Source organism: Sphingomonas sp. J344 (assembly GCF_024700005.1).
GTDB lineage: Bacteria > Pseudomonadota > Alphaproteobacteria > Sphingomonadales > Sphingomonadaceae > Sphingomonas.
The window spans coordinates 2772086-2790473 of the sequence record NZ_JAJONB010000001.1 but is presented as its reverse complement, the minus strand read 5'-3'; the positions used below and the strand labels follow the sequence as shown (position 1 = coordinate 2790473).

Sequence of the window (18388 nt, the reverse complement as noted above, 5' to 3'; positions counted from 1 at the left end):
CGGTCTATCTAGTCGTCTTCATCCCGGGTTTCCACCGCTTCCCCTTCGCCGGCCTCCGAATGTGCCGCTTCAAAGGCCAGATCGACCGGATCGAGCAGTCCGGCAGCGCGCAAATCGTCAATTCCGGGAAGGTCGCGGCGGCTCGCCAGCCCGAAATGACTGAGGAACTCGGGAGTCGTCGCATAGGTCAGCGGTCGACCGGGCACCTCGCGGCGTCCAGCCGGACGTATCCAGCCAGCCTCCATCAGCACGTCGAGCGTGCCCTTGCTGATCTGGACGCCGCGGATCGCCTCGATCTCGGCGCGCGTGACTGGTTCGTGATAGGCAATGATCGCCAGTGTCTCGATCCCCGCGCGGGAAAGCTTGCGGCTGTCCTCCCGGTCACGGCGCAGGAAATTGGCCAGGTCCGGCGCGGTCTGAAAATGCCAGCGCCCGCCGCGCTCGACCAGTTCGACCCCGCGCCCGGAATAGGTCTCGGCGAGCGCCGAAAGGGCCGCCGCGATATCCGCCTCCTCACCGACATGGGCGCGCAAATCGGTGAGCGTCAACGGCTGCTCGGACGCGAACAGCACGGCTTCGACCGCGCGCATCGTTTCATCCGGCGGCGTCATGCCTCGATGCCCTTCAGATAGAGTGGCGCGAAGGCCGATTTCTGGCGAATTTCGACCCGTCCCTGCTTGGCCAGTTCCAGCGCCGCGACGAACGAACTGGCGAGTGCCGACTTGCGGTAACTCCCGCTGGCATCCTCGGGTAAAAAGCTCTCGATTGTGCTCCACTCGATGCGCTGCCCGATCAATTCGGACAGGCGATGGATTGCATCCTCCAGCGTCATTACCGGGCGCACCGCCACGATGTGCATCACCGGTCGCGTCCGCGCGCTGATCTGGCCATAAGCGGAAATCAGGTCATAGATTTCGGCCTGCCAGCGCGACTTGCGCACCGTCCGCAGCCCCTCGGGCGCGCCGCGGGTGAACACGTCGCGTCCCATTCGGTCACGCGCCACCAGCCGCGCCCCGGCCTCGCGCATCGCGCTGAGCCGTTCCAGCCGCAATTGCAGCCGCAGCGCCATATCTTCCGGACTCGGTTCGACCTCGGGGTCACGCGGCAGCAGCAATGCCGATTTGAGATAGGCGAGCCACGCCGCCATCACGAGATAATCCGCCGCCAGCTCAAGGCGAAGCTCTCGCGCCTCATTCACATAGGTGAGGTACTGATCGACCAGCTGAAGGATGGACAGCTGGCGCAGATCTACCTTCTGGCTCCGCGCGAGCGCCAGCAACAGGTCGAGCGGCCCTTCCCAGCCGTCGATGTCGATGGTGAGGGGCGCGGGATCGGTCATGCCAGCGCGAGCAACGCCTCCCGCTTGGCAATCAACGCATCGATCTCAGCCGCTTCAGGCCGCACGCTCGCCATCGCCCGCTCCAGCCGCGCCAGCGTCGCTGGCGGCGCGTCGCCCAGTCGTCCGGCAATCTCCTCCATCTCGCCCATCCGCGCCCAGCAATCGAGCGCGACGTCGCACCCCGCCGCGATCGCCTGCGCCGCCTTTTCGCCCGCAGTGCCGCTCAGCGCTTTCATATCGATATCGTCGGTCATCAACAGCCCATCGAACCCGATCCGCCCCCGGATGACCTCGCGGATGACCGTCGGCGAGAGTGTCGCGGGATTGTCCGCGTCCCATGCCTTGAACACGACGTGACAAGTCATGCCCATCGGTGCGGTATTCAGAGTCCGGAACGGTTCGATATCCTTCTCCAGCGCCGTCTCGTCCGCATCGACCACCGGCAGCTCATAATGGCTGTCGACCACCCCGCGGCCATGGCCGGGCATATGCTTGACCACGCCGACGACGCCACCCTTGGCCATCCCGTCGAGCATCGCGCGTCCCAGCGCCGCGACGCGCATCGGATCGCTGCCGAACGTCCGCCCCCCCCACTGCCGGGGTCGTCTCCGGCTGGCGCACGTCCAGCAGCGGCGCGCAGTTCACATTCACCCCGACTTCGGCCAGCATCAGTGCCAGTGCCTGCCCATTCGCCCGCGCCGCCTCGATCGCCGAAGACGGCGCGACCTCGTACAGCGCATCGAACGCCGGGCCGGCGGGAAAGGCGGGCCACTCGGGCGGCTGCATCCGCGCCACGCGCCCGCCCTCCTGGTCAATCAGGATCGGAACATCGTCGCGCCCGGACAGCTCACGCAAACTGTCGGTCAGCGCGCGCATCTGCGCCCGATCGATGCAATTGCGCCCGAACAATATGTAACCGAGCGGGTCTGCATCGCGGAAAAACGCGGCTTCGTCAGGGGTAAGGACAGGGCCGGACAGGCCGAAGATCACGGGCTTCATGGCGCGGTTAGAACAGGGGCGAACAGGATTTTCCAGCCCAATTCCTCCCCTGCCCCGCAGGGGAGGGATTTGGTCACCCCGCCGCCAGGAAACACGCCTCGCCCGCAGCCTTCAGCTTGCCGCACAGTTCGCGCGCCTGCCCGTTGCTGCCCGCATTGACGCGCAGCCGGTAGAAGGTCTTGCCGTTCACATCCGCCCTAGCGATCCCCTTGCCCAGCGGCGCAAGGTAGGAAAACCGCTTCGACAGCCGCGCCCAGGCGACATTGGCCTCCGCCTCGGTCGGGAACGACCCCAACTGGATCGTCGCGCTACCCGCTGACGGCCCGGGTGCCGCCTGGGTCGGCGCGGCGGCCTTGGGCACCGACCCGCTCGGAACCGGTGCCACCACGCGGCTCGCGCCCTTGACCGGCGTCGGGCTCGCCTTTGGCGCCGCCTTGCCGTCGACTGGTGCCTCGGGCATCGCCGAAACATCGACCGATCCGTTGGTGGTCGCGCCCTCGCTGGCCGCGAAGACGGTGTCGCCCTCGCCCTCGACCTTCATCCCGCCCGGCTCGTCGGGCCTGATCTTGTAATCGCCTTCCTGCGCGTTGATCAGCGCGCCGGTGCCCTCACCGGTCACGGTGCGCTGATACCACCACCAGCCAAAGATCGCGGCGGCGATGATCGCCAGCCCGACCAGCACCAGCAGGACGATGCGCAGGAACGACGGTCCCTCGCGATAATCGTCATCGGCCGTCTCCAGCCAGGGGAGACGATCGTCGTTATAGTCCTCACCCGCGTTCATTCAGCTCAGCTCCTGAACCGCCTCGACCCCCATGATATCGAGGCCGTTACGAATAACCTGCCCGATTGCGTCGGCTAGGAAAAGCCGCGCGCGGGTCAGCTCGGGCTGGTCGGTCAACAGGAAGCGCCGCGACGGATCGTCGTTGCCGAGATTCCACAGCGAATGCAGCTCCGCCGCCAAGTCGTAGAGATAGAAGGCGATTCGATGCGGTTCACGCGCCGCCGCAGCGCCCTCCACGACCCGCGGATACTGCGCCGCCAGCTTCACCAGCCCCAGTTCGCGTGTATCAAGCAGGGACAGGTCGGCCGCACCTGATACGTCCAGCCCAGCCTCGACCGCCCGGCGATGCAGCGATGCGACCCGCGCATGGGCATATTGGACATAGAAAACCGGATTGTCCTTCGACGCCTCGACCACCTTGGCGAAGTCGAAATCCATCTGCGCATCGGCCTTGCGGGTCAGCATGGTGAAGCGGACCACGTCCTTGCCCACTTCCTGCACCGTGTCGGCCAAAGTCACGAAATTCCCGGTGCGCTTGCCCATCTTGACCGCTTCACCGTTGCGCATCAGCCGGACCATCTGCACCAGCTTGACGTCGAACCGCGTTTTGCCCTCGGTCAGCGCGGTCACGGCGGCGACGATCCGCTTGACCGTGCCGGCATGGTCCGCGCCCCAGATGTCGATCAGCTGGTCGGCCGACTGCGCCTTCTGGAAGTGATACGCCATGTCCGCGCCGAAATAGGTCCATTGCCCGTTCGACTTCCTGATCGGGCGATCCTGATCGTCACCGAATTGCGTCGAACGGAACAGCGGCAGCTCGACCGGCTCCCAATCGTCGGGCAACTCGCCCTTCGGCGCTTCTAGCACGCCATCATAGATCAGGTCGCGCGCGCGCAGCCATGCCTCGGCCTCTTCGGGCTTCCCCGCCGCCTGCAACTCCGCCTCGGAGGAGAACAGGTCATGATGGATGCCCAGCAGCGCCAGATCGTTGCGGATCATGACGAGCATGTCGGCGACCGCTTCCTTGCGGAACAGCGCCAGCCACGCGCTCTCGTCCTTGCCGACAAACGCATCGCCATGCTCGCGCGCCAGCCGTTCGCCGACGGGCTTCAGATACTCGCCCGGATACAGGCCCTCGGGGATCTCGATCGTCTCGCCCAGCGCCTCGCGATACCGCAGGTGCGCCGAGCGCGCGAGGACATCGACCTGCCCGCCCGCGTCGTTGACATAATACTCACGGATCACCTTGTGCCCGACCGCTTCGAGCAGGCTGGCGAGCGCGTCGCCCACCACCGCGCCACGGCAATGGCCCATGTGCATCGGCCCGGTCGGGTTGGCGGAGACATATTCGACGTTGACGGTCACGCCCACGCCCGACTGCGACCGGCCATAGCTGTCGCCGGCGTCCGTGATCGCCGCCAGCTCGCCGCGCCAGGTCGCGTCGGTCAGGCTCATGTTGATGAAGCCCGGCCCGGCGACCGACACGGTGGACACGTCGTCGAGCTTCTTCAACTCGCCCGCGATCTTCTCCGCCAACGCTCGCGGATTGGTGCCCGCCGGCTTGGCCAGCACCATCGCGGCGTTGGTCGCCAGGTCACCATGCGTCACGTCGCGCGGCGGCTCCACCGTCACCGCGCGTCGCTCCAGCCCCGCCGGCAGATCGCCGGATGCGACCAGGGCATCCAGCGCGGCGTCGAGATGGGCGGCGAAACGGGGATAGAGCGTCATGTGCGGGTCCGATGGTTTCAGGAGGCGGACCCTCTAGCGCAGGTCACGCGGTTCGTCACGCGATGACGCGGCGTCTCCGCGCAGCCAGCAGTCCGTCGGCGGCATAGATCGCCAACCCGGTCCAGATCAGCGCGAAACAGATCAGGTGCGCGGTCGTCACCCGCTCCCCGAAATAGGTGATCGCCAGCACGAACTGCATCGTCGGCGCGAGATATTGCAGCAGCCCCAGCGTAGAATAAGGCAAGCGCCGCGCCGCTCCGGCGAACAGGAGCAATGGCACCGCCGTCACCACGCCCGACAGCACCAGCAACGTCGTCGCCACTGCCTCGTTTCCGAACTCCAACCCACCATGCGTCGACAGCCAGAACAGATAGGCGAGGCCAAACGGCGCGAGGATCGCGGTCTCCAGCGTCAGCCCCTCGAGCGCCTCGACCGGCGCGACCTTCCGCACCAGCCCGTAGAAGCCGAACGAGAAGGCAAGCGTCAGGCTGATCCAGATTCCCTGCCCCGCACCCACCGCCAGCACCGCGACGCCGATCCCGGCGAGCACCACCGCGACGATCTGCGCCCGACCGAGCTTCTCGCGCAACAGCACCACGCCCAGCAGCACATTGATCAACGGGTTGAGGAAATAGCCAAGGCTCCCTTCCAGCACATGCCCGTTCTGCACCGCCCAGATATAGACCAGCCAGTTGACCGAGATCAGCGCGGCGCTGGCCGACAGCAACAGCATCGCGCGCCGGTTGCGCAGCGCCGCGACGATCGCGGGGGTGCGGCCCAGCGCAAGGATCACGATCGCGAGCAGCCCGAGTGACCACAATACGCGGCCCGCGACCACTTCGCCCGCACCAACCCCCTTCAGGAACCAGAAGAAGATCGGCAGCACGCCCCAGATGCCATAGGCTCCCAACCCCTGGATCAACCCGGCGCGGTCGATGCGCTCAGGCGCTGCAGGGGACGGATCGGACCGGGCCATGCGCGCGGAGATGGGGGCGATGCTGCGCTGCGGAAAGAGGCGCGGCGGGAAAGATTTGGTTTAGACCGCGACGCCCTTGCTTCAGTCCTTGCGCATTTCGTCGCGATCGACCTTCAGCCACTTGCCCCAATCGATGCTCACCAGTGCGACCAACAGCCCCAGCATCGCTACCTGCAACGCGATGCCGCCCGGGCTGGTGAGGTGCGCGAACATCGCCTCGCCAAAGTCGGTCTGCCGCACCTTGCGCGCGGTCCAGCCATAAAAGGCATAGGTGAACAGCCGCCCGGTGAAAAAGGCGGCGGTAAAGCCCAGCAGCGGCACCCGCGCCAGCCCGACCGCGATGAACAATTGCGCAGATGGCAGGGGCGAGATCACGAACAGTGCCAGTGCGAGCACAACATTATGCTTGCGCCGCTCGACCGCCGTGCGCGCCGCCGCGATATTGTCCCGCATCCGCTGCGGCAGCCATTTCCCGAAATGCCGCGCCCCGATCGCCAACGTCAGCCGCCCAAGCGCCGCTCCCGCTGCCCCGATCAGCACCAGCGCCCAGAGCGGCTGGTCGCCATTGATCCCGTACAACACGATGATCGACCAGGTCGGCGGCCCGAATGCGGGGAGCAGATTGACCCCGAACGCCAGCAGGAACAGCGAGATATAGCCCATCGCCACCGGGGTGCGGGGAAATCGACCGGCATGCAAGTGCGTTGACTAATGAGATAATGTATCATTAAAGGAGGCATGTCTTCAAAGCCCCCGGCCATTCACGATCCCGGACATTGGGATTCGATTTCCGCCAACTATGCTGCTGAAGCCGACCGGATGACCGGTCGCTATGCGCAAGCGGCATGGGACCTCGCCGCGCTTCCGAGCGGCGCACGCGTGCTCGATGTCGCCACCGGTGCGGGCGCGCTGCTGGTCTCGGCATTGCGCGACGGTGCGGATGCGGTGGGCATCGACTTCTCGCCGGGCATGGTCGAGATTGCCAGCCAGCGCGCCGCCGCGATCGCACCGGGCGAGCGCGCACTGGTGATGGACGGCCAGAATCTCGCCTTCCCCTCCGACAGCTTCGACGCCGCCTTCTCGATCTTCGGCGTGTTCATGTTCCCCGATCCCGTTGCCGGTTTTGCCGAAATGGCGCGCGTGCTGCGCCCGGGCGGCGCGGCGGTCGTCGCAGTATGGGAGAATGCCGGCGGCGCAGGCCCCGCACAGCTTTTTGCCAGGGCTGCGCAGCGGATGTTTCCGGACCAGCCGGTCCCGCTGCCGATGGACCGGCTGTTCAATTCACCCGAATTGCTCGAAGGCGCCTTCATCGAGGCTGGGCTGTCACCGCAGCGCGTCCAGGGCATCGAGTTCGCCTGGCCCGCCCCACCGGTCGACTGGTTCCGCGACAACGCCAAGCTCGCTTATGGCTGGTCGCCGGTGTGGCGGATGCTCAACGAAAATCAGCGCACCGCCTTCGCCGAGGAAGCAGCCAGCCTCGCCGCCGATCTCCCGCCGGAGGGCATCTACTCCACCGCGCTGATCGGCATCGCGCGAAAGCCGGGCTGAGCGGTCAGACCCGCACCAGCCCGTCCATCGCCCGCGCGCTCTTCTGCCCCGGGAACAGCGCCGGCATCGCGCGCGCCGGATCGACGCCGAAATGCGACGCCGCCGCGCTGCCGATCACCGCGTCCAGTCCCATGGTCGGACGCAGATCGCGGCCCTCATACAGCGCCGAGTCGCCCAGCCCCGGCCAGTCGGCGACCACGCGCCCGCCCTGCACCGCACCGCCCAGCAGCCAGGCGACCGACGCGGTGCCGTGGTCGGTCCCCTGCGTTCCGTTGACCTTGACCGTCCGTCCGAACTCGGTCGCCACCAGCACCATCGTCTTGGCCCAGTGCGGCCCGAGGCCCGTCTTGAGCGCGGCGATCATCTGATCCAGCCCGTTCAGCTGCACGCCCAGTCGCCCACGCTGTTGCGCATGCGTGTCCCACCCGCCCGTCTCGATCATCGCGATCCGCGCGCCATTGTCCGCCGCCAGCAGCCGCGCCGCGAGCGCGCCGGTCGCCGCCGCGTTGCGCCCGTTATTGGCCGCCAGATCGCCGGTCAGCGCGCGGGTCGCGGTCGCCTGTTTCCAGATCGCATGCAACTGCGGATCCTCGGCATAGAGCATCGCGACACGATTCAGCAGGTCATCCGACGCATCGGGCAGCACCGACGGCGCATAGGACGCGACCTCTACCCTGCCGCGCAGCGCCACGGGGATCGTCGCGGCGATGGCGATACCTTTGCGCTCGTCGGCGGGCAGCACGCCGAGCAGCCGGTTCATCCACCCGTCCTTGAGCTGATACGCCGCCGCGCCGCCGGTCTCGAGCACGTTCTGCGCATCGAAATGCGACCGGTCGCGATAGGGCGACGCGACCGCATGGACGAACAGCGCCTCCTTCGCGGCGTACATCTCCGCAACGTTTTTCAGGTTCGGGTGCAGCGCGAACATCGCATCCAGCTTTGCCGCATCGGCGAAATCTTGCGCCAACGCCCCGCGCTGCGTGGCAAAGGCCGGGTCGCCGACCGGGGCGAGCGTGCCGAGCCCGTCCGCCGCGCCCCGCTGGATGATGAACACGAACCGGCGGTCGCTCGCCGCCTGTGCGAAGGCAAGGCGTGGCGCGAAGCCGAGCGACAGCGCGCCCGCTGCGCCGGTGAGGACAAGATTGCGGCGGTTGATCATGGCCTTATCTCCGCATGAATTCGGGGGCGACGAGCATCAGCGCGACGCCTTGTGAGGCGCTTTCGGCGCGCGCGATAGCCTGCTGCGTGGTCGCACTCAGCGCGCCGGGGAACAGCGTCGCCATCCGCGCCCGCGCGTCGATCGTGTCGCGCGTCCGCGCCGCCATCCGCTCCGCTGCCTCCACCCGGCGCATCACCGCGTCCGGCCCGGCCCAGCTCGCCGCGATATCGTCGAACCCGGCGGGCGAACCCGGTCGCCATACCGGCTGGCCGAGCTGGTTCATCAGCCCCAGCACCGCCTCGCCCGGGATTTCGCGTGTACCCAGCGCCCGCATCGCGGCGATCGACCATTCCCAGGGCGTGCGGAACTTGACCGGTTGCGCGACCCACGCCTCTGGCGATTCGATCAGCACGCGATAAACGCTTGGCAGATCGCCGCCGGTTTTCAGGAACGCCGTTTCCAGCTTGCCGACCAGCGAAGCCGGCGGCTCGTCCCCCGCAAAATGCCGCGCCAATTTGGCCGCGATATGCTTCGCCGTCGCCGGATGCACCGCCAGATCATCGAGCACCGCCGATGCCTGGCGCTCGCCCTGCTGGTCGTAACGTTTGCCCAATATCGTCCGCGTCCCGGGCTCATGGATGCGCTCGGCGAACACGAAACTGCCCGACTTCCCCTCCAGCCCCGCAAAGCGCGCCGCCGGCCCGCGCGTAATTCCCGCGACGCTCCACCCGGTCATCGCGCGGGCGAACTCGATTACATCGACCTGGCTATAGCCCGTCCGCACGCCCAGCGTGTGCAGCTCCAATATCTCGCGCGCGAGATTTTCGTTGAGGCCCACCCGCTGTGGCCCGCCGCGCCGCGCGGCCAGCTGCCCCGCGATGCTCCCCGGCCCGACCGATTGCGCCTGATCGAGATAGAGCAACATCGCCGGATGCCGCTCGACCGCGTGCAGCATGTCGCGGAACTTGCCCAGCACATGCGGGCGGATCGCGTCGAACTCGAACGCCCCGGCCAGGCCGATCATCGTCACCTTATCCGCCGACACTGCAAAATGGTTCGACCAGAAATGCACCAGCCGCTCTACAAGCGGGGTGTCGCTCGCCACCGCGACCTGAGCCCTCGCCCCCGCGAAAGCGACATAATTCTCTCGGGCCTGTTGTCGGGCAAATTGGCGTGCGCGCTGAACGGCATCGTCGCCGGGAGCGCCTTCCGGCTCGTCGCCTTTGCGCATCTCACGCCGCGCCGCTTGCTGCTGCTCCATGTAATCGGCGAGCTGCGCGGCGACGTGCGCCGTCGCGGGCAGTGCCGCAACCGCGCCGGGCCGCGCATCGTACCGCGCCATCTGGTCGATCAGACCGCGGCGCGGATCGGCGGGTACGGACGCATCCGCCCTCCCGCCTAGTCCGAACCGGTTAAGGGCAATGCTCGTGTCCGACATGGGCAACATCCCGAAAAGCGACCATCGATCGCTACGCCCGCATTGTCGCAAATCTGTGCCAGCCACGCAATTTATCGCACAAGTCGCTCATTTCGTCCCCGATGCGTCCCGCGCAATCGCGCTTGCATCCTTCGCGCTTGGCATTGTTGCGTCGCAGCATATCTTCGGGGGCAAGAACAGAACAATATTGGATGCCGATCTGGCCCTTCTGTGTCTCAAGGGAGAAAGATCGTGATCAAGACCTTCATCAGCGCCGCCGTCCTCCTCAGCCTGCCGGTCGCCGCCTTCGCGGGCGAGCGCACCTTCAAGCGTGACGGCGTCACCTACACCTATACCAGCAAGCGCGACGGCGACGTCACCGTGCTTGAGGGCAAGGCATTCCCCGGCGGATCGAGCTACACGCTGACCGTCCGCGGCAAGCAGGTCACCGGCCGCGTCGGCGGCACCCCGGTGTCGTTCCGCATCGCCAAGCCGCTCGCGCCGACCGTCCAGACCGCGTCGCGCTAAGCCTACTTCGTCACCCCGGCTCGGAGGCCGGGGTGACGATGAATTAGAAGCCCTCGGGCAGTTCGATCGGCCCGACCACCTCGCGGTACCGCGAAATCGCGTACCGATCGGTCATCCCTGCGATGAAATCGGCGATATGCCGGCTCCGCCACGGCTCGCCTTCGGGCAAAGTCGCGCGCCACGCCTCGGGCATCAGCGCCGGGTCCGCCGCATAGGCCGCATACAGCCCCGCGATCACGCCATGCGCCATCTCCGCCGCCGCCAGCTGGTGCGGATGGTGATAGAGGTTGGCGTACAGGAAGCGCTTGAGCGCCCGCTCCTCCTCGCGCATCGCGTCGGAAAAGCCACACAGCGCCCGCCCGGCATCGCGCACATCCTGCGCCGTCCCGACCCGCGCCTCTGCGACCCGCCGCCGCGTCTCGTCGAGCAGGTCATTGACCATCGTCCCGATCTGCGCACGCACAAGCTCGCGCAGCAGCCGCTTCTCCGACGCATCGGGAAAACGCGCGCGCACTGCGTCCCATCCGCGTGCGACCAGCGGCACCGCCAGCAGCTGATCGAGCGTCAGCAGCCCCGCGCGCAACCCGTCGTCGATATCGTGATTGTCATAGGCGATGTCGTCGGCGATCGCCGCAACCTGCGCCTCCAGCGAGCTATGCTGACCCAGTTCCAGCGGAAACGCCGCATCCGCCGCCGCCAGTGCCCAGCCCGGCTCCGCCACCGGCCCGTTGTGTTTGGCCAGCCCCTCCAGCGTCTCCCAGCTCAGGTTCAGCCCGTCCCACCCCGGATAGGGGCAATCGACCACCATCAACGCGCGCAGCGTATTGCCATTATGGTCGAACCCGCCCTGTCCGTTCAGCGCCTCTTCCAGCGCCCGCTCCCCGGCATGGCCGAACGGCGGATGGCCGATATCGTGCGCCAGGCACAGCGCCTCGGTCAGATCCTCGTTCAGCCCCAGCGTCCGCGCCACCGTCCGCCCGATCTGCGCCACCTCCAGGCTGTGCGTCAGCCGCACGCGGAAATGGTCGCCATCCGGGGCCATGAACACCTGAGTCTTGTGGCGCAGGCGGCGAAAGCTGATCGAATGGACGATGCGGTCGCGGTCACGCTGAAACGCATCGCGCGGCCCGCGCGCGGTCCCCTGCCCCTCATCGTGCAGCCGTCCCCGGCTGTGGGCCGGGTCGCTGGCATAGCGGGCGAGGGTCATGCGGCGAACGTCAGGCGAATCGACATGCCGCTCGCATAGATCAATTTACCGGAAGCTTCTCGATCTTCTGACCCGCCTCGCTGGTCCAGGCAAAGGCCTCGACACCCTTTTTGCGGATCGCGTTAACGAAGTCCTGCGCCGCTGCCGGTGTCTTGAACGGCCCTGCCAGCAACCGGTTGGTGAAGCGCAGCGGCGTAGTCCATGCCTGCTTGCCCCGGAATTCAGCAGGCGCATCGGCCACCGCCGCCTTCCACGCCTTTGGGAGCGCCTTGACATCCGCCCCGCCTGCGACCTGCACCCAATGGCGCACAGGCTCGGCCTTGGCGGGATCGACCTTGGGCTTGGGTTTTGCCTTGGGGTCCGTTTTGGCGGTCGCAGGCTTCGCGGCTGGCTTGGCGGGCGGCTTGGCGACCGATTCAGATTTGGGCTGCGCCACTTCCGGGGCAGGTGCGGGTGCTGGCGCGGGGGTCGGCTCGCGACCGGGCAAGGGCGCGACTTCCAGCTCGGACGCAGGAATGACGATCCCGGCCATGATCCGCGCGATCACATTGTCCTCGGCTCCGACACGCGGCGCGGCGGGACGCGAGGCGGGTTCGGATGGAGTCGTCGGGGCGGGTTCGGGCTCAGGCGCAACCTCAGGCGCACGCGCTACTGCAATGGGGGGCGGGGCAGCGGGCTGCGCAGCCGACGCCGTCGCCGCTTCCGCAGCGCGGCGCGCCTCGGCCTCACGCGCGGCGCGTTCCTGCGCGACGCGGGCGTCGGCCTCGCGCTGTGCCTGCGCGGCGCGCTCGGCCTCCGCGAGGCGCGCGGCCTCCGCCTGACGCTGTGCCGCCGCAACGCGCTCCATCTCCAGCCGCTGCTGCTCGGCCAGCCTGGCTGCCTCGGCCTGTCGCCGCGTCTCCGCCTCCTGCGCAGCCCGCGCATCGGCCAGCCGCTTCGCTTCGGCATCTGCCGCTGCCTGCTTCGCCGCAGCCGCTTCTTGTGCCCGCCGCTCGCGAGCGCTCAGCCGCCGCTCGGGCCGTGCAGCCGGAGTCGCTGCAGGTACCGCAGGCGGAGGCGGCGCGGACGCCACACGTTCGGGTGCAATGAATGGCAAGGGCGGTGCATTCGCCGCGTCGGCAACCCGCGACGGGGTCCGCCGCAGCTCGCCGAAATGCACCGCGAACGCCTTGTCCGCCGCAGCCAGCGTCGGCAAGCGGCGGAAGAATGGGGCGAGCGCAGTGCCCACCCCGCCCATCATCGTCGCAGCAATCCTGTCCGCACCCGCTGCATCGCCGTTCATCGCCAGGATGAAGGCGCGCGCGCGCCACGCCGCGCGGTCGCTGCGGCGGAGCAGCGGGTCGAGGATCTTCATCGCCTCATCGGTCCGCCCGCTGATCCCCAGCGAATAGGCGAAGCGGCGCGCGGTCTCGTCATCGCCGTCGCGTGCCATCGCAATCCGATGCTCGCGCTGGGCATGCGCCTGCGCGCCGATCAAGTCATAGGCCAGGCCGCGATCGGAGGCATAGGGCTCCATCGCGACCCCGCCGCGCTCGGCCAGCGCAAACAGCCGCAGCGCCTCGCCGGGCCGCTCGGATCGCACCATCACCATCGCCTGCCCCGCCGCGACGCGCGGATTACCGGGAGCCAGCGCCTGCGCGCGGGCGAAAAAAGCCGGCCGCCGCCGACGGATCATTGAGCCGCGCGCTCAGCTCGCCCGCCGCGAGCAGGGCGGGAATGTTGCGCGGATCGGTGGCAAGGATGCGCATCTGCTCGGCCAGCCGATCGGCATTGGGCGTCGGCGGCGGCACGACTTCCTGCGCGGTCGCGTGTGGCACCGTCACAGGTGCCAGCGCGGCGAGCGCGGCGCTCAGGAGCAGCGGGATTCGGAAAGGTTTGGCTTCGCGTGTCATGCTGGTCCGACCGCCTACACCATCCGGGGCTGAATGCTTGCTGTCGTCATGGGCGGGTGGCGACGGGCCGACGCGCAACCGCGACAGAATGCCGGGGGCTCCGCATGGCGACCATGCGGAGCCCGGCCGGACTACTGGTTGTTCTGACGGTTTAGGAAGCGCGGGATGTCCAGCGGATCCTTGTCGTCATCATCCTTCGAACCGTTGCGCGCCGCGGCCATCCGCTCGAACAGCGTGCCGCCGCCCTTCTTGGGCGCTTCGGCCGGGGCCGGCGCAGGCGCTGCGGCCTCTTCCTCGTCGCCGCCGGTCAGCCAGCGCCGACGGATCGTCGGCTCGCGCGGCGCCGCTTCGACGGGCTCCTCGGGCACCACCGCGTCGGAGTCGAGCACCAGTTCGTCCGATTCCTCCACGGGCAGCGCATCGGGCGCTTCCAGCGTCAGTTCGTCCTCATCCGCTGCGACTGGCGCGGTATCGTCGAATGACACCGGCACAGGCGCTTCGGCAACGGGCTCGGGCTCCGGCTCCGGTGCAGCGGCGACAGGCTCTTCGACAGCGGGGGCGGCCGCGCCCATCGGGCGACGCACCGTGCCGAACGAGAAGCTGCGGCTGGTCTCCGGCGCTGCCGGGGCCGCCGGCTTGGCCGATGCGTCCGCCTCTATGCCGGTGGCGACGACCGACACGCGGATCTTGCCCTCCAGCTCGGGGTTGAACGCCGAACCCCATATGATGTTGGCATTGTCGTCGACCAGCTCGCGGATATGGTTCGCGGCCTCGTCGACCTCGAGCAGGCGCATGTCCTCGCCACCGGTGATCGACACGATCACGCCCTTCGCGCCGTCGAGCGACACGCCGTCGAGCAGCGGGTTGGCAATCGCCTGCTGCGCCGCCTCGATCGCGCGGCTGTCGCCGCTCGCCTCGCCGGTGCCCATCATCGCCTTGCCCATCTCGCTCATCACCGCGCGAACGTCGGCAAAGTCGAGGTTGATCAGGCCCGGCATGACCATCAGGTCGGTGATGCCGCGCACGCCCTGCTGCAGCACCTCGTCCGCCATCTCGAACGCTTCCTTGAACGTCGTGTTGGCATTGGCGACCAGGAACAGGTTCTGGTTTGGAATGACGATCAGCGTATCGACGAACTTCTGCAGTTCCTCGATGCCCGCTTCCGCCGAATTCGCGCGCTTCTTGCCCTCGAACGCGAACGGCTTGGTCACCACGCCGACGGTCAGGATGCCCATGTCGCGCGCAGCCTTGGCGATCACCGGGGCGGCACCGGTGCCGGTGCCGCCGCCCATGCCGGCCGCGATGAAGCACATATGCGCGCCCTTCAGCGCCTCCTGCACATGCTCGATCGTCTCTTCCGCCGCGGCACGACCGATCTCGGGCCGACTGCCCGCGCCCAGGCCCTGGGTGATCTTCGCGCCCAGCTGGATGCGATGCGTCGCGCTCGACTGCTTCAGCGCCTGTGCGTCGGTGTTGGCGACGAGGAACTCGACCCCCTGCACTTCGGCGCGGATCATGTTCGCGATGGCGTTGCCGCCCGCGCCGCCTACGCCGATCACCGTGATGCGCGGCGTCAGCTCATCCAGGTCGGGCGGAAGGAAATCGATGCTCATCTTCTTTGTATCTCCTCAGGTGCGCACCCCAGAAGCGACACCTGTTTGTAACCCTGTTTCTGCACCATGAATGTGGGCCGTTCCAGCGATATCCGCCGCTCGCCCACAGGAAATGTCAATAATTGGCTCGAAACGCTGCCATCATCCGCGACAACATCGCCTTTGGATTGCTCCGCACGACCAATTGGCCGCGCGACGGCTCCAACGTGCGCAGATCCACCGGGTCGGCGGCAGCGAACGACGCCAGCCCTGCCAGCGTCGCAAAGGCCGGCCCGGCATGTGCCTCGGGCAGAGCGGTCAGGCCGCGCGGGCGTCCAACCCGGACCGACCGGCCCAGCGCCTGCTGCGCATAATCGGCCACGCCCTTCAACTCGGCACCGCCGCCGGTCAGCACGATCTGCCGCCCCACCGGTTCCTCGAAATTGAGGCGCACGAGCTCCTTGGTAATCTCGGCCATCAGACGGTCGAGCCGCAGGCGGATCACCGCGATCAGCTGCGCCCGCGTGATGCGCGCGCCCTCGCCCTCTTCCTCAAGGCTGGCGGGTGCGATGTCGATCATGTCGTGATTGTCGCGCGGCGTCATGTTCGCGCTGCCATAGAAGCATTTCATCCGTTCGGCCTGTCCGCGCCGCGTCCCGAACGCGCTGGCGATGTCGTCGGTGATGTCCGCCGATCCCTGCTGGATCGACGACAGGCCGGTCAGCACACCGTCCTTGTAGACCGAGACATTGGTCACCCCCGCACCGATCTCGACCAGCGCCACGCCCAGCTCGCGCTCCTCCTCGGACAGACAGGCAAGTCCCGTCGCGACCGGCGCGGCGATGATCGATCGCACTTCCAGATGCGCCGAGCGGACGCACAGGTCGAGGTTGCGGACAGGTGCCCCCTCGGTCGACACGACATGGATATCGACCCCCAGCCGCTCGGCATGCAGACCGCGCGGCTGCTTGACGCCCGCCAGCCCGTCCAGCGTGTAGCGCGTCGGCTGCGCGTGCAGCACCATCCGCCCGCCCGGGTTGATCGCCTCACGCCCCGCGCGCAGCAGGTCGTCAATGTCCGACTGTTCGACGCGATGCCCGCCCAGATCGACTTCGAGCCGCAGGATGCTGGACTCCAGCCCCCCGGCGGAGAAGCTGACCCAGACATCCTCGATATTGGTGCCGGCGATCCGCTCGGCCTGTTCGACTGCCTCGCGCACCGCGACCTCGGTGGCCGCCATGTCGGCGATATAGCCGCGCTGCACGCCGCGGCTCTCGCGCTGGCCGGTGCCGAGCACGACGAGCTCGCCGCCATCGCCCTTTTGCGCGATCAGCGCGGACACCTTGGACGACCCGATATCGAGTGCGGTAATCAGTCCCTCGGGCGCGGTCTTGGCCATGTCTTATTCCCCCTGCACATTCACACTGGCAGTTTCTGCCGCCGATTCAATCTCTTTGCGGACCACCTGCCCCGGCATCCGCACTACCAGCCGCGTCGGATCGCGCAGGTCGAAGCGGAGGTATCCGCGTCCCAGCAGTCGATCCGCCCCGTCCAGCTCGGCGAACTTGACCAAAGCCTTCGCCGCTTCCTCCTCGCCCTCGGGCAACGCGAGCCGCTCGCCGGTGTTGAACGACAGATCCCAGCGGCGATTGCCAATCCAGGTCGCCGCCTTGACCAGCGGCTTGAGCGCCGGCGCGGCAGCAAGCAGCTTTTGATACGCCGGCTGCTGCGCATAGGCCCCGTCGCCAATGACCAGCGGCAGATCCGGCATCGCGTCTGCCGATACCGGCTCCAGCAATACGCCCTCGGCATCGATCAGCATCAACTGCCCCTGATGCTGCCACACCGCCGCCGCCTTGCGCTCGACGATATCGACCACCAGCGTATCGGGCAGCCGGCGCGACACGCGCGCATCGGCGACCCAGCCGATCGTCATCAGCCGCCCGCGTACCTCGTCCAGATCGACCAGCGGCATCGCGCGGCTCTTCTCGTCCAGCGCGTAATTGTACACCGTCATCTTGTCGGCGCGCTTGATCCCGGTCACCTCGACCTGCTGTACGCGAAACCCCGCCTGTCCCACGCCTTCGGCAAGCGCGGTGCCGACCGCGCCGGGCACGCCGAACAGCGTCGCCACGCCGATCAGCGACGCGACCGCGATGCCGGTGATGCTCCACGCGATGATCCGGTGCAGCGTCGCCTCGCTCACCGGCAGCGCCGCGACCATCCGGTCGAGCAGATGCGGCTGCTTGCGCTTCGCTTGCGCGCGGCGCTTGGGCTTGACCGTGGGGCGCTTGGGCGTCGGCTTGCGGCTCATCCCGCCTCCTCGCGAAGCGCTTCGTCTACGATCGCCTGCACCAGCTGCGGATAGCTCATCCCCATCGCCTTGGCCTGTTCGGGCACCAGGCTCAGCGGGGTCATCCCCGGCTGGGTGTTGACCTCCAGCAGATACAGCCCGCCCAGCCCCTGTTCGTCGTCCCAGCGGAAGTCCGACCGCGACGCGCCCTTGCAGCCGAGCAGGCGATGCGCGTCGAGCGCGATCTGCTTGCACGCCTCGGCAATCTCCTCGGGGATTTCCGCCGGACAGACATGGTCGGTCATCCCGTCGGTGTACTTCGCGTCGAAGTCGTAAAAGCCGCTCTTGGGCTTCAGCTCGGTCACCAGCAAAGCCTTGTCGCCCAGCACCGCCGTGGTCAGCTCGCGCCCACGAATGAACGGCTCGGCGAGTAGTTCGTCAAACTCCTGCCACGGCCCCTTGGCCTCGGCGCTGATCGGGTTGCCGTAATTCCCCTCGGCGGTGACGATCGCCACGCCGACCGACGACCCCCTCATTGACGGGTTTGAGCACATAAGGCCGCGGCATCGGATCGGCTTCATAGAGCGACGCGGTCGACACGATCTGCCCGCCCGGCATCGGAATGCCATGCGGCACCAAAGCCTGCTTGGTCAGCACCTTGTCGATCGCAATCACCGACGTGACCATGCCGGAGTGGGTATAGCGCAGCCCCATCAGGTCGAGCATCCCCTGCACCGTCCCGTCCTCGCCCGGCGTCCCGTGCAGCGCGTTGAACACGACATCGGGCTTCGCTTCGGCGAGCTTGGCAGCAACGTCGCGATCCATATCGATCCGCGTGACGCGATGGCCAAGCGACTCCAGCGCCTCAGCAATCCCCGCACCCGACATCAGCGACACCGGCCGCTCGGCCGACCAGCCGCCCATCA

Annotated in this window: 16 protein-coding genes and 2 pseudogenes; 2 read left to right on the top strand and 16 right to left on the bottom strand. The window is 67.7% G+C overall.

Translation table 11 applies throughout. The features are described 5' to 3' along the window. Window positions 1–8: 8 nt before the first annotated feature. The 7 genes and pseudogenes from scpB to LRS12_RS14135 all read right to left on the bottom strand — a co-directional run bounded on the left by scpB (window position 9) and on the right by LRS12_RS14135 (window position 6489). On the bottom strand, window positions 9–611 hold the full coding sequence (gene scpB, locus LRS12_RS14165; RefSeq protein WP_257845095.1) for an SMC-Scp complex subunit ScpB: 603 nt from the start codon (window positions 609–611) through the stop codon (window positions 9–11). Further along, on the bottom strand, window positions 608–1339 hold the full coding sequence (locus tag LRS12_RS14160) for a ScpA family protein (protein ID WP_257845094.1): 732 nt from the start codon (window positions 1337–1339) through the stop codon (window positions 608–610). Before LRS12_RS14160 ends, scpB begins: the two co-directional genes overlap by 4 nt. Continuing rightward, window positions 1336–2338 (bottom strand): annotated as a pseudogene (nagZ, locus tag LRS12_RS14155) (beta-N-acetylhexosaminidase). Before nagZ ends, LRS12_RS14160 begins: the two are co-directional and overlap by 4 nt. A 73-nt stretch (window positions 2339–2411) precedes the next feature. Further along, complete coding sequence (locus LRS12_RS14150) at window positions 2412–3122, bottom strand: SPOR domain-containing protein (protein WP_257845093.1); 711 nt, start codon at window positions 3120–3122, stop codon at window positions 2412–2414. Further along, a complete protein-coding gene (gene argS / locus LRS12_RS14145; protein ID WP_257845092.1) occupies window positions 3123–4850 on the bottom strand; it encodes an arginine--tRNA ligase in 1728 nt (575 codons plus the stop codon). A 55-nt stretch (window positions 4851–4905) separates the two neighbouring features. Continuing rightward, the gene (rarD, locus tag LRS12_RS14140; protein ID WP_257845091.1) at window positions 4906–5826 is read right to left on the bottom strand and encodes an EamA family transporter RarD; all 921 of its coding nucleotides are present in this window, start codon (window positions 5824–5826) and stop codon (window positions 4906–4908) included. Window positions 5827–5907: 81 nt separating this feature from the next. Further along, window positions 5908–6489 carry a hypothetical protein gene (locus LRS12_RS14135; protein WP_257845519.1) on the bottom strand — a complete coding sequence of 194 codons (582 nt, stop codon included), beginning with the start codon at window positions 6487–6489 and terminating at the stop codon, window positions 5908–5910. Between the two features lie 75 nt (window positions 6490–6564). Between LRS12_RS14135 and LRS12_RS14130 the strand changes: the two genes are divergently transcribed. Beyond that, the gene (locus LRS12_RS14130; protein ID WP_257845090.1) at window positions 6565–7374 is read left to right on the top strand and encodes a class I SAM-dependent methyltransferase; all 810 of its coding nucleotides are present in this window, start codon (window positions 6565–6567) and stop codon (window positions 7372–7374) included. A 4-nt stretch (window positions 7375–7378) separates the two neighbouring features. Here LRS12_RS14130 and LRS12_RS14125 read toward each other — a convergent pair whose 3' ends face one another. Both LRS12_RS14125 and LRS12_RS14120 read right to left on the bottom strand, forming a co-directional pair. Then, complete coding sequence (locus LRS12_RS14125) at window positions 7379–8533, bottom strand: DUF1501 domain-containing protein (RefSeq protein WP_257845089.1); 1155 nt, start codon at window positions 8531–8533, stop codon at window positions 7379–7381. Window positions 8534–8537: 4 nt separating this feature from the next. Beyond that, window positions 8538–9971, bottom strand: a complete 1434-nt coding sequence (locus LRS12_RS14120) for a DUF1800 family protein (protein ID WP_257845088.1) — start codon at window positions 9969–9971, stop codon at window positions 8538–8540. 231 nt (window positions 9972–10202) lie between these two features. Between LRS12_RS14120 and LRS12_RS14115 the strand changes: the two genes are divergently transcribed. Continuing rightward, window positions 10203–10478 carry a hypothetical protein gene (locus LRS12_RS14115; protein ID WP_257845087.1) on the top strand — a complete coding sequence of 92 codons (276 nt, stop codon included), beginning with the start codon at window positions 10203–10205 and terminating at the stop codon, window positions 10476–10478. A 43-nt stretch (window positions 10479–10521) separates the two neighbouring features. On the opposite strand, the gene LRS12_RS14110 is transcribed toward LRS12_RS14115, so the two are convergent. From LRS12_RS14110 to LRS12_RS14080, 7 genes and pseudogenes are all read right to left on the bottom strand, one after another. Continuing rightward, entirely contained in the window at window positions 10522–11685 is a 1164-nt protein-coding gene (locus LRS12_RS14110; RefSeq protein ID WP_257845086.1) for a deoxyguanosinetriphosphate triphosphohydrolase, read from the bottom strand. Between the two features lie 40 nt (window positions 11686–11725). Next, window positions 11726–13270, bottom strand: coding sequence for an SPOR domain-containing protein (locus tag LRS12_RS14105; protein WP_257845085.1), 1545 nt, complete (start codon window positions 13268–13270; stop codon window positions 11726–11728). Window positions 13271–13301: 31 nt separating this feature from the next. Next, a complete protein-coding gene (locus LRS12_RS14100) occupies window positions 13302–13577 on the bottom strand; it encodes a hypothetical protein (RefSeq protein ID WP_257845084.1) in 276 nt (91 codons plus the stop codon). A gap of 131 nt (window positions 13578–13708) precedes the next feature. Further along, the gene (gene ftsZ / locus LRS12_RS14095; protein ID WP_257845083.1) at window positions 13709–15190 is read right to left on the bottom strand and encodes a cell division protein FtsZ; all 1482 of its coding nucleotides are present in this window, start codon (window positions 15188–15190) and stop codon (window positions 13709–13711) included. Window positions 15191–15305: 115 nt separating this feature from the next. Continuing rightward, window positions 15306–16568: a cell division protein FtsA gene (gene ftsA, locus LRS12_RS14090; protein WP_257845082.1), complete on the bottom strand. Its 1263-nt coding sequence runs from the start codon at window positions 16566–16568 to the stop codon at window positions 15306–15308. 3 nt (window positions 16569–16571) lie between these two features. Further along, window positions 16572–17483 carry a cell division protein FtsQ/DivIB gene (locus LRS12_RS14085; RefSeq protein WP_257845081.1) on the bottom strand — a complete coding sequence of 304 codons (912 nt, stop codon included), beginning with the start codon at window positions 17481–17483 and terminating at the stop codon, window positions 16572–16574. Next, window positions 17480–18386, bottom strand: a pseudogene (locus tag LRS12_RS14080) (D-alanine--D-alanine ligase). The gene LRS12_RS14085 and the pseudogene LRS12_RS14080 overlap by 4 nt, the downstream one beginning before the upstream one ends. Window positions 18387–18388: the final 2 nt, after the last annotated feature.

Bases quoted from the DNA above. Each gene is read 5' to 3' on its own strand.
- LRS12_RS14125 (WP_257845089.1), bottom strand. From the start codon at position 8,533: ATGATCAACCGCCGCAATCTTGTCCTCACCGGCGCAGCGGGCGCGCTG.
- ftsZ (WP_257845083.1), bottom strand. From the start codon at position 15,190: ATGAGCATCGATTTCCTTCCGCCCGACCTGGATGAGCTGACGCCGCGC.
- LRS12_RS14120 (WP_257845088.1), bottom strand. From the start codon at position 9,971: ATGTCGGACACGAGCATTGCCCTTAACCGGTTCGGACTAGGCGGGAGG.
- LRS12_RS14135 (WP_257845519.1), bottom strand. From the start codon at position 6,489: ATGGGCTATATCTCGCTGTTCCTGCTGGCGTTCGGGGTCAATCTGCTC.
- argS (WP_257845092.1), bottom strand. From the start codon at position 4,850: ATGACGCTCTATCCCCGTTTCGCCGCCCATCTCGACGCCGCGCTGGAT.
- LRS12_RS14160 (WP_257845094.1), bottom strand. From the start codon at position 1,339: ATGACCGATCCCGCGCCCCTCACCATCGACATCGACGGCTGGGAAGGG.
- LRS12_RS14100 (WP_257845084.1), bottom strand. From the start codon at position 13,577: ATGACACGCGAAGCCAAACCTTTCCGAATCCCGCTGCTCCTGAGCGCC.
- LRS12_RS14105 (WP_257845085.1), bottom strand. From the start codon at position 13,270: ATGGTGCGATCCGAGCGGCCCGGCGAGGCGCTGCGGCTGTTTGCGCTG.
- ftsA (WP_257845082.1), bottom strand. From the start codon at position 16,568: ATGGCCAAGACCGCGCCCGAGGGACTGATTACCGCACTCGATATCGGG.
- scpB (WP_257845095.1), bottom strand. From the start codon at position 611: ATGACGCCGCCGGATGAAACGATGCGCGCGGTCGAAGCCGTGCTGTTC.
- LRS12_RS14110 (WP_257845086.1), bottom strand. From the start codon at position 11,685: ATGACCCTCGCCCGCTATGCCAGCGACCCGGCCCACAGCCGGGGACGG.
- LRS12_RS14085 (WP_257845081.1), bottom strand. From the start codon at position 17,483: ATGAGCCGCAAGCCGACGCCCAAGCGCCCCACGGTCAAGCCCAAGCGC.
- LRS12_RS14130 (WP_257845090.1), top strand. From the start codon at position 6,565: ATGTCTTCAAAGCCCCCGGCCATTCACGATCCCGGACATTGGGATTCG.
- LRS12_RS14150 (WP_257845093.1), bottom strand. From the start codon at position 3,122: ATGAACGCGGGTGAGGACTATAACGACGATCGTCTCCCCTGGCTGGAG.
- rarD (WP_257845091.1), bottom strand. From the start codon at position 5,826: ATGGCCCGGTCCGATCCGTCCCCTGCAGCGCCTGAGCGCATCGACCGC.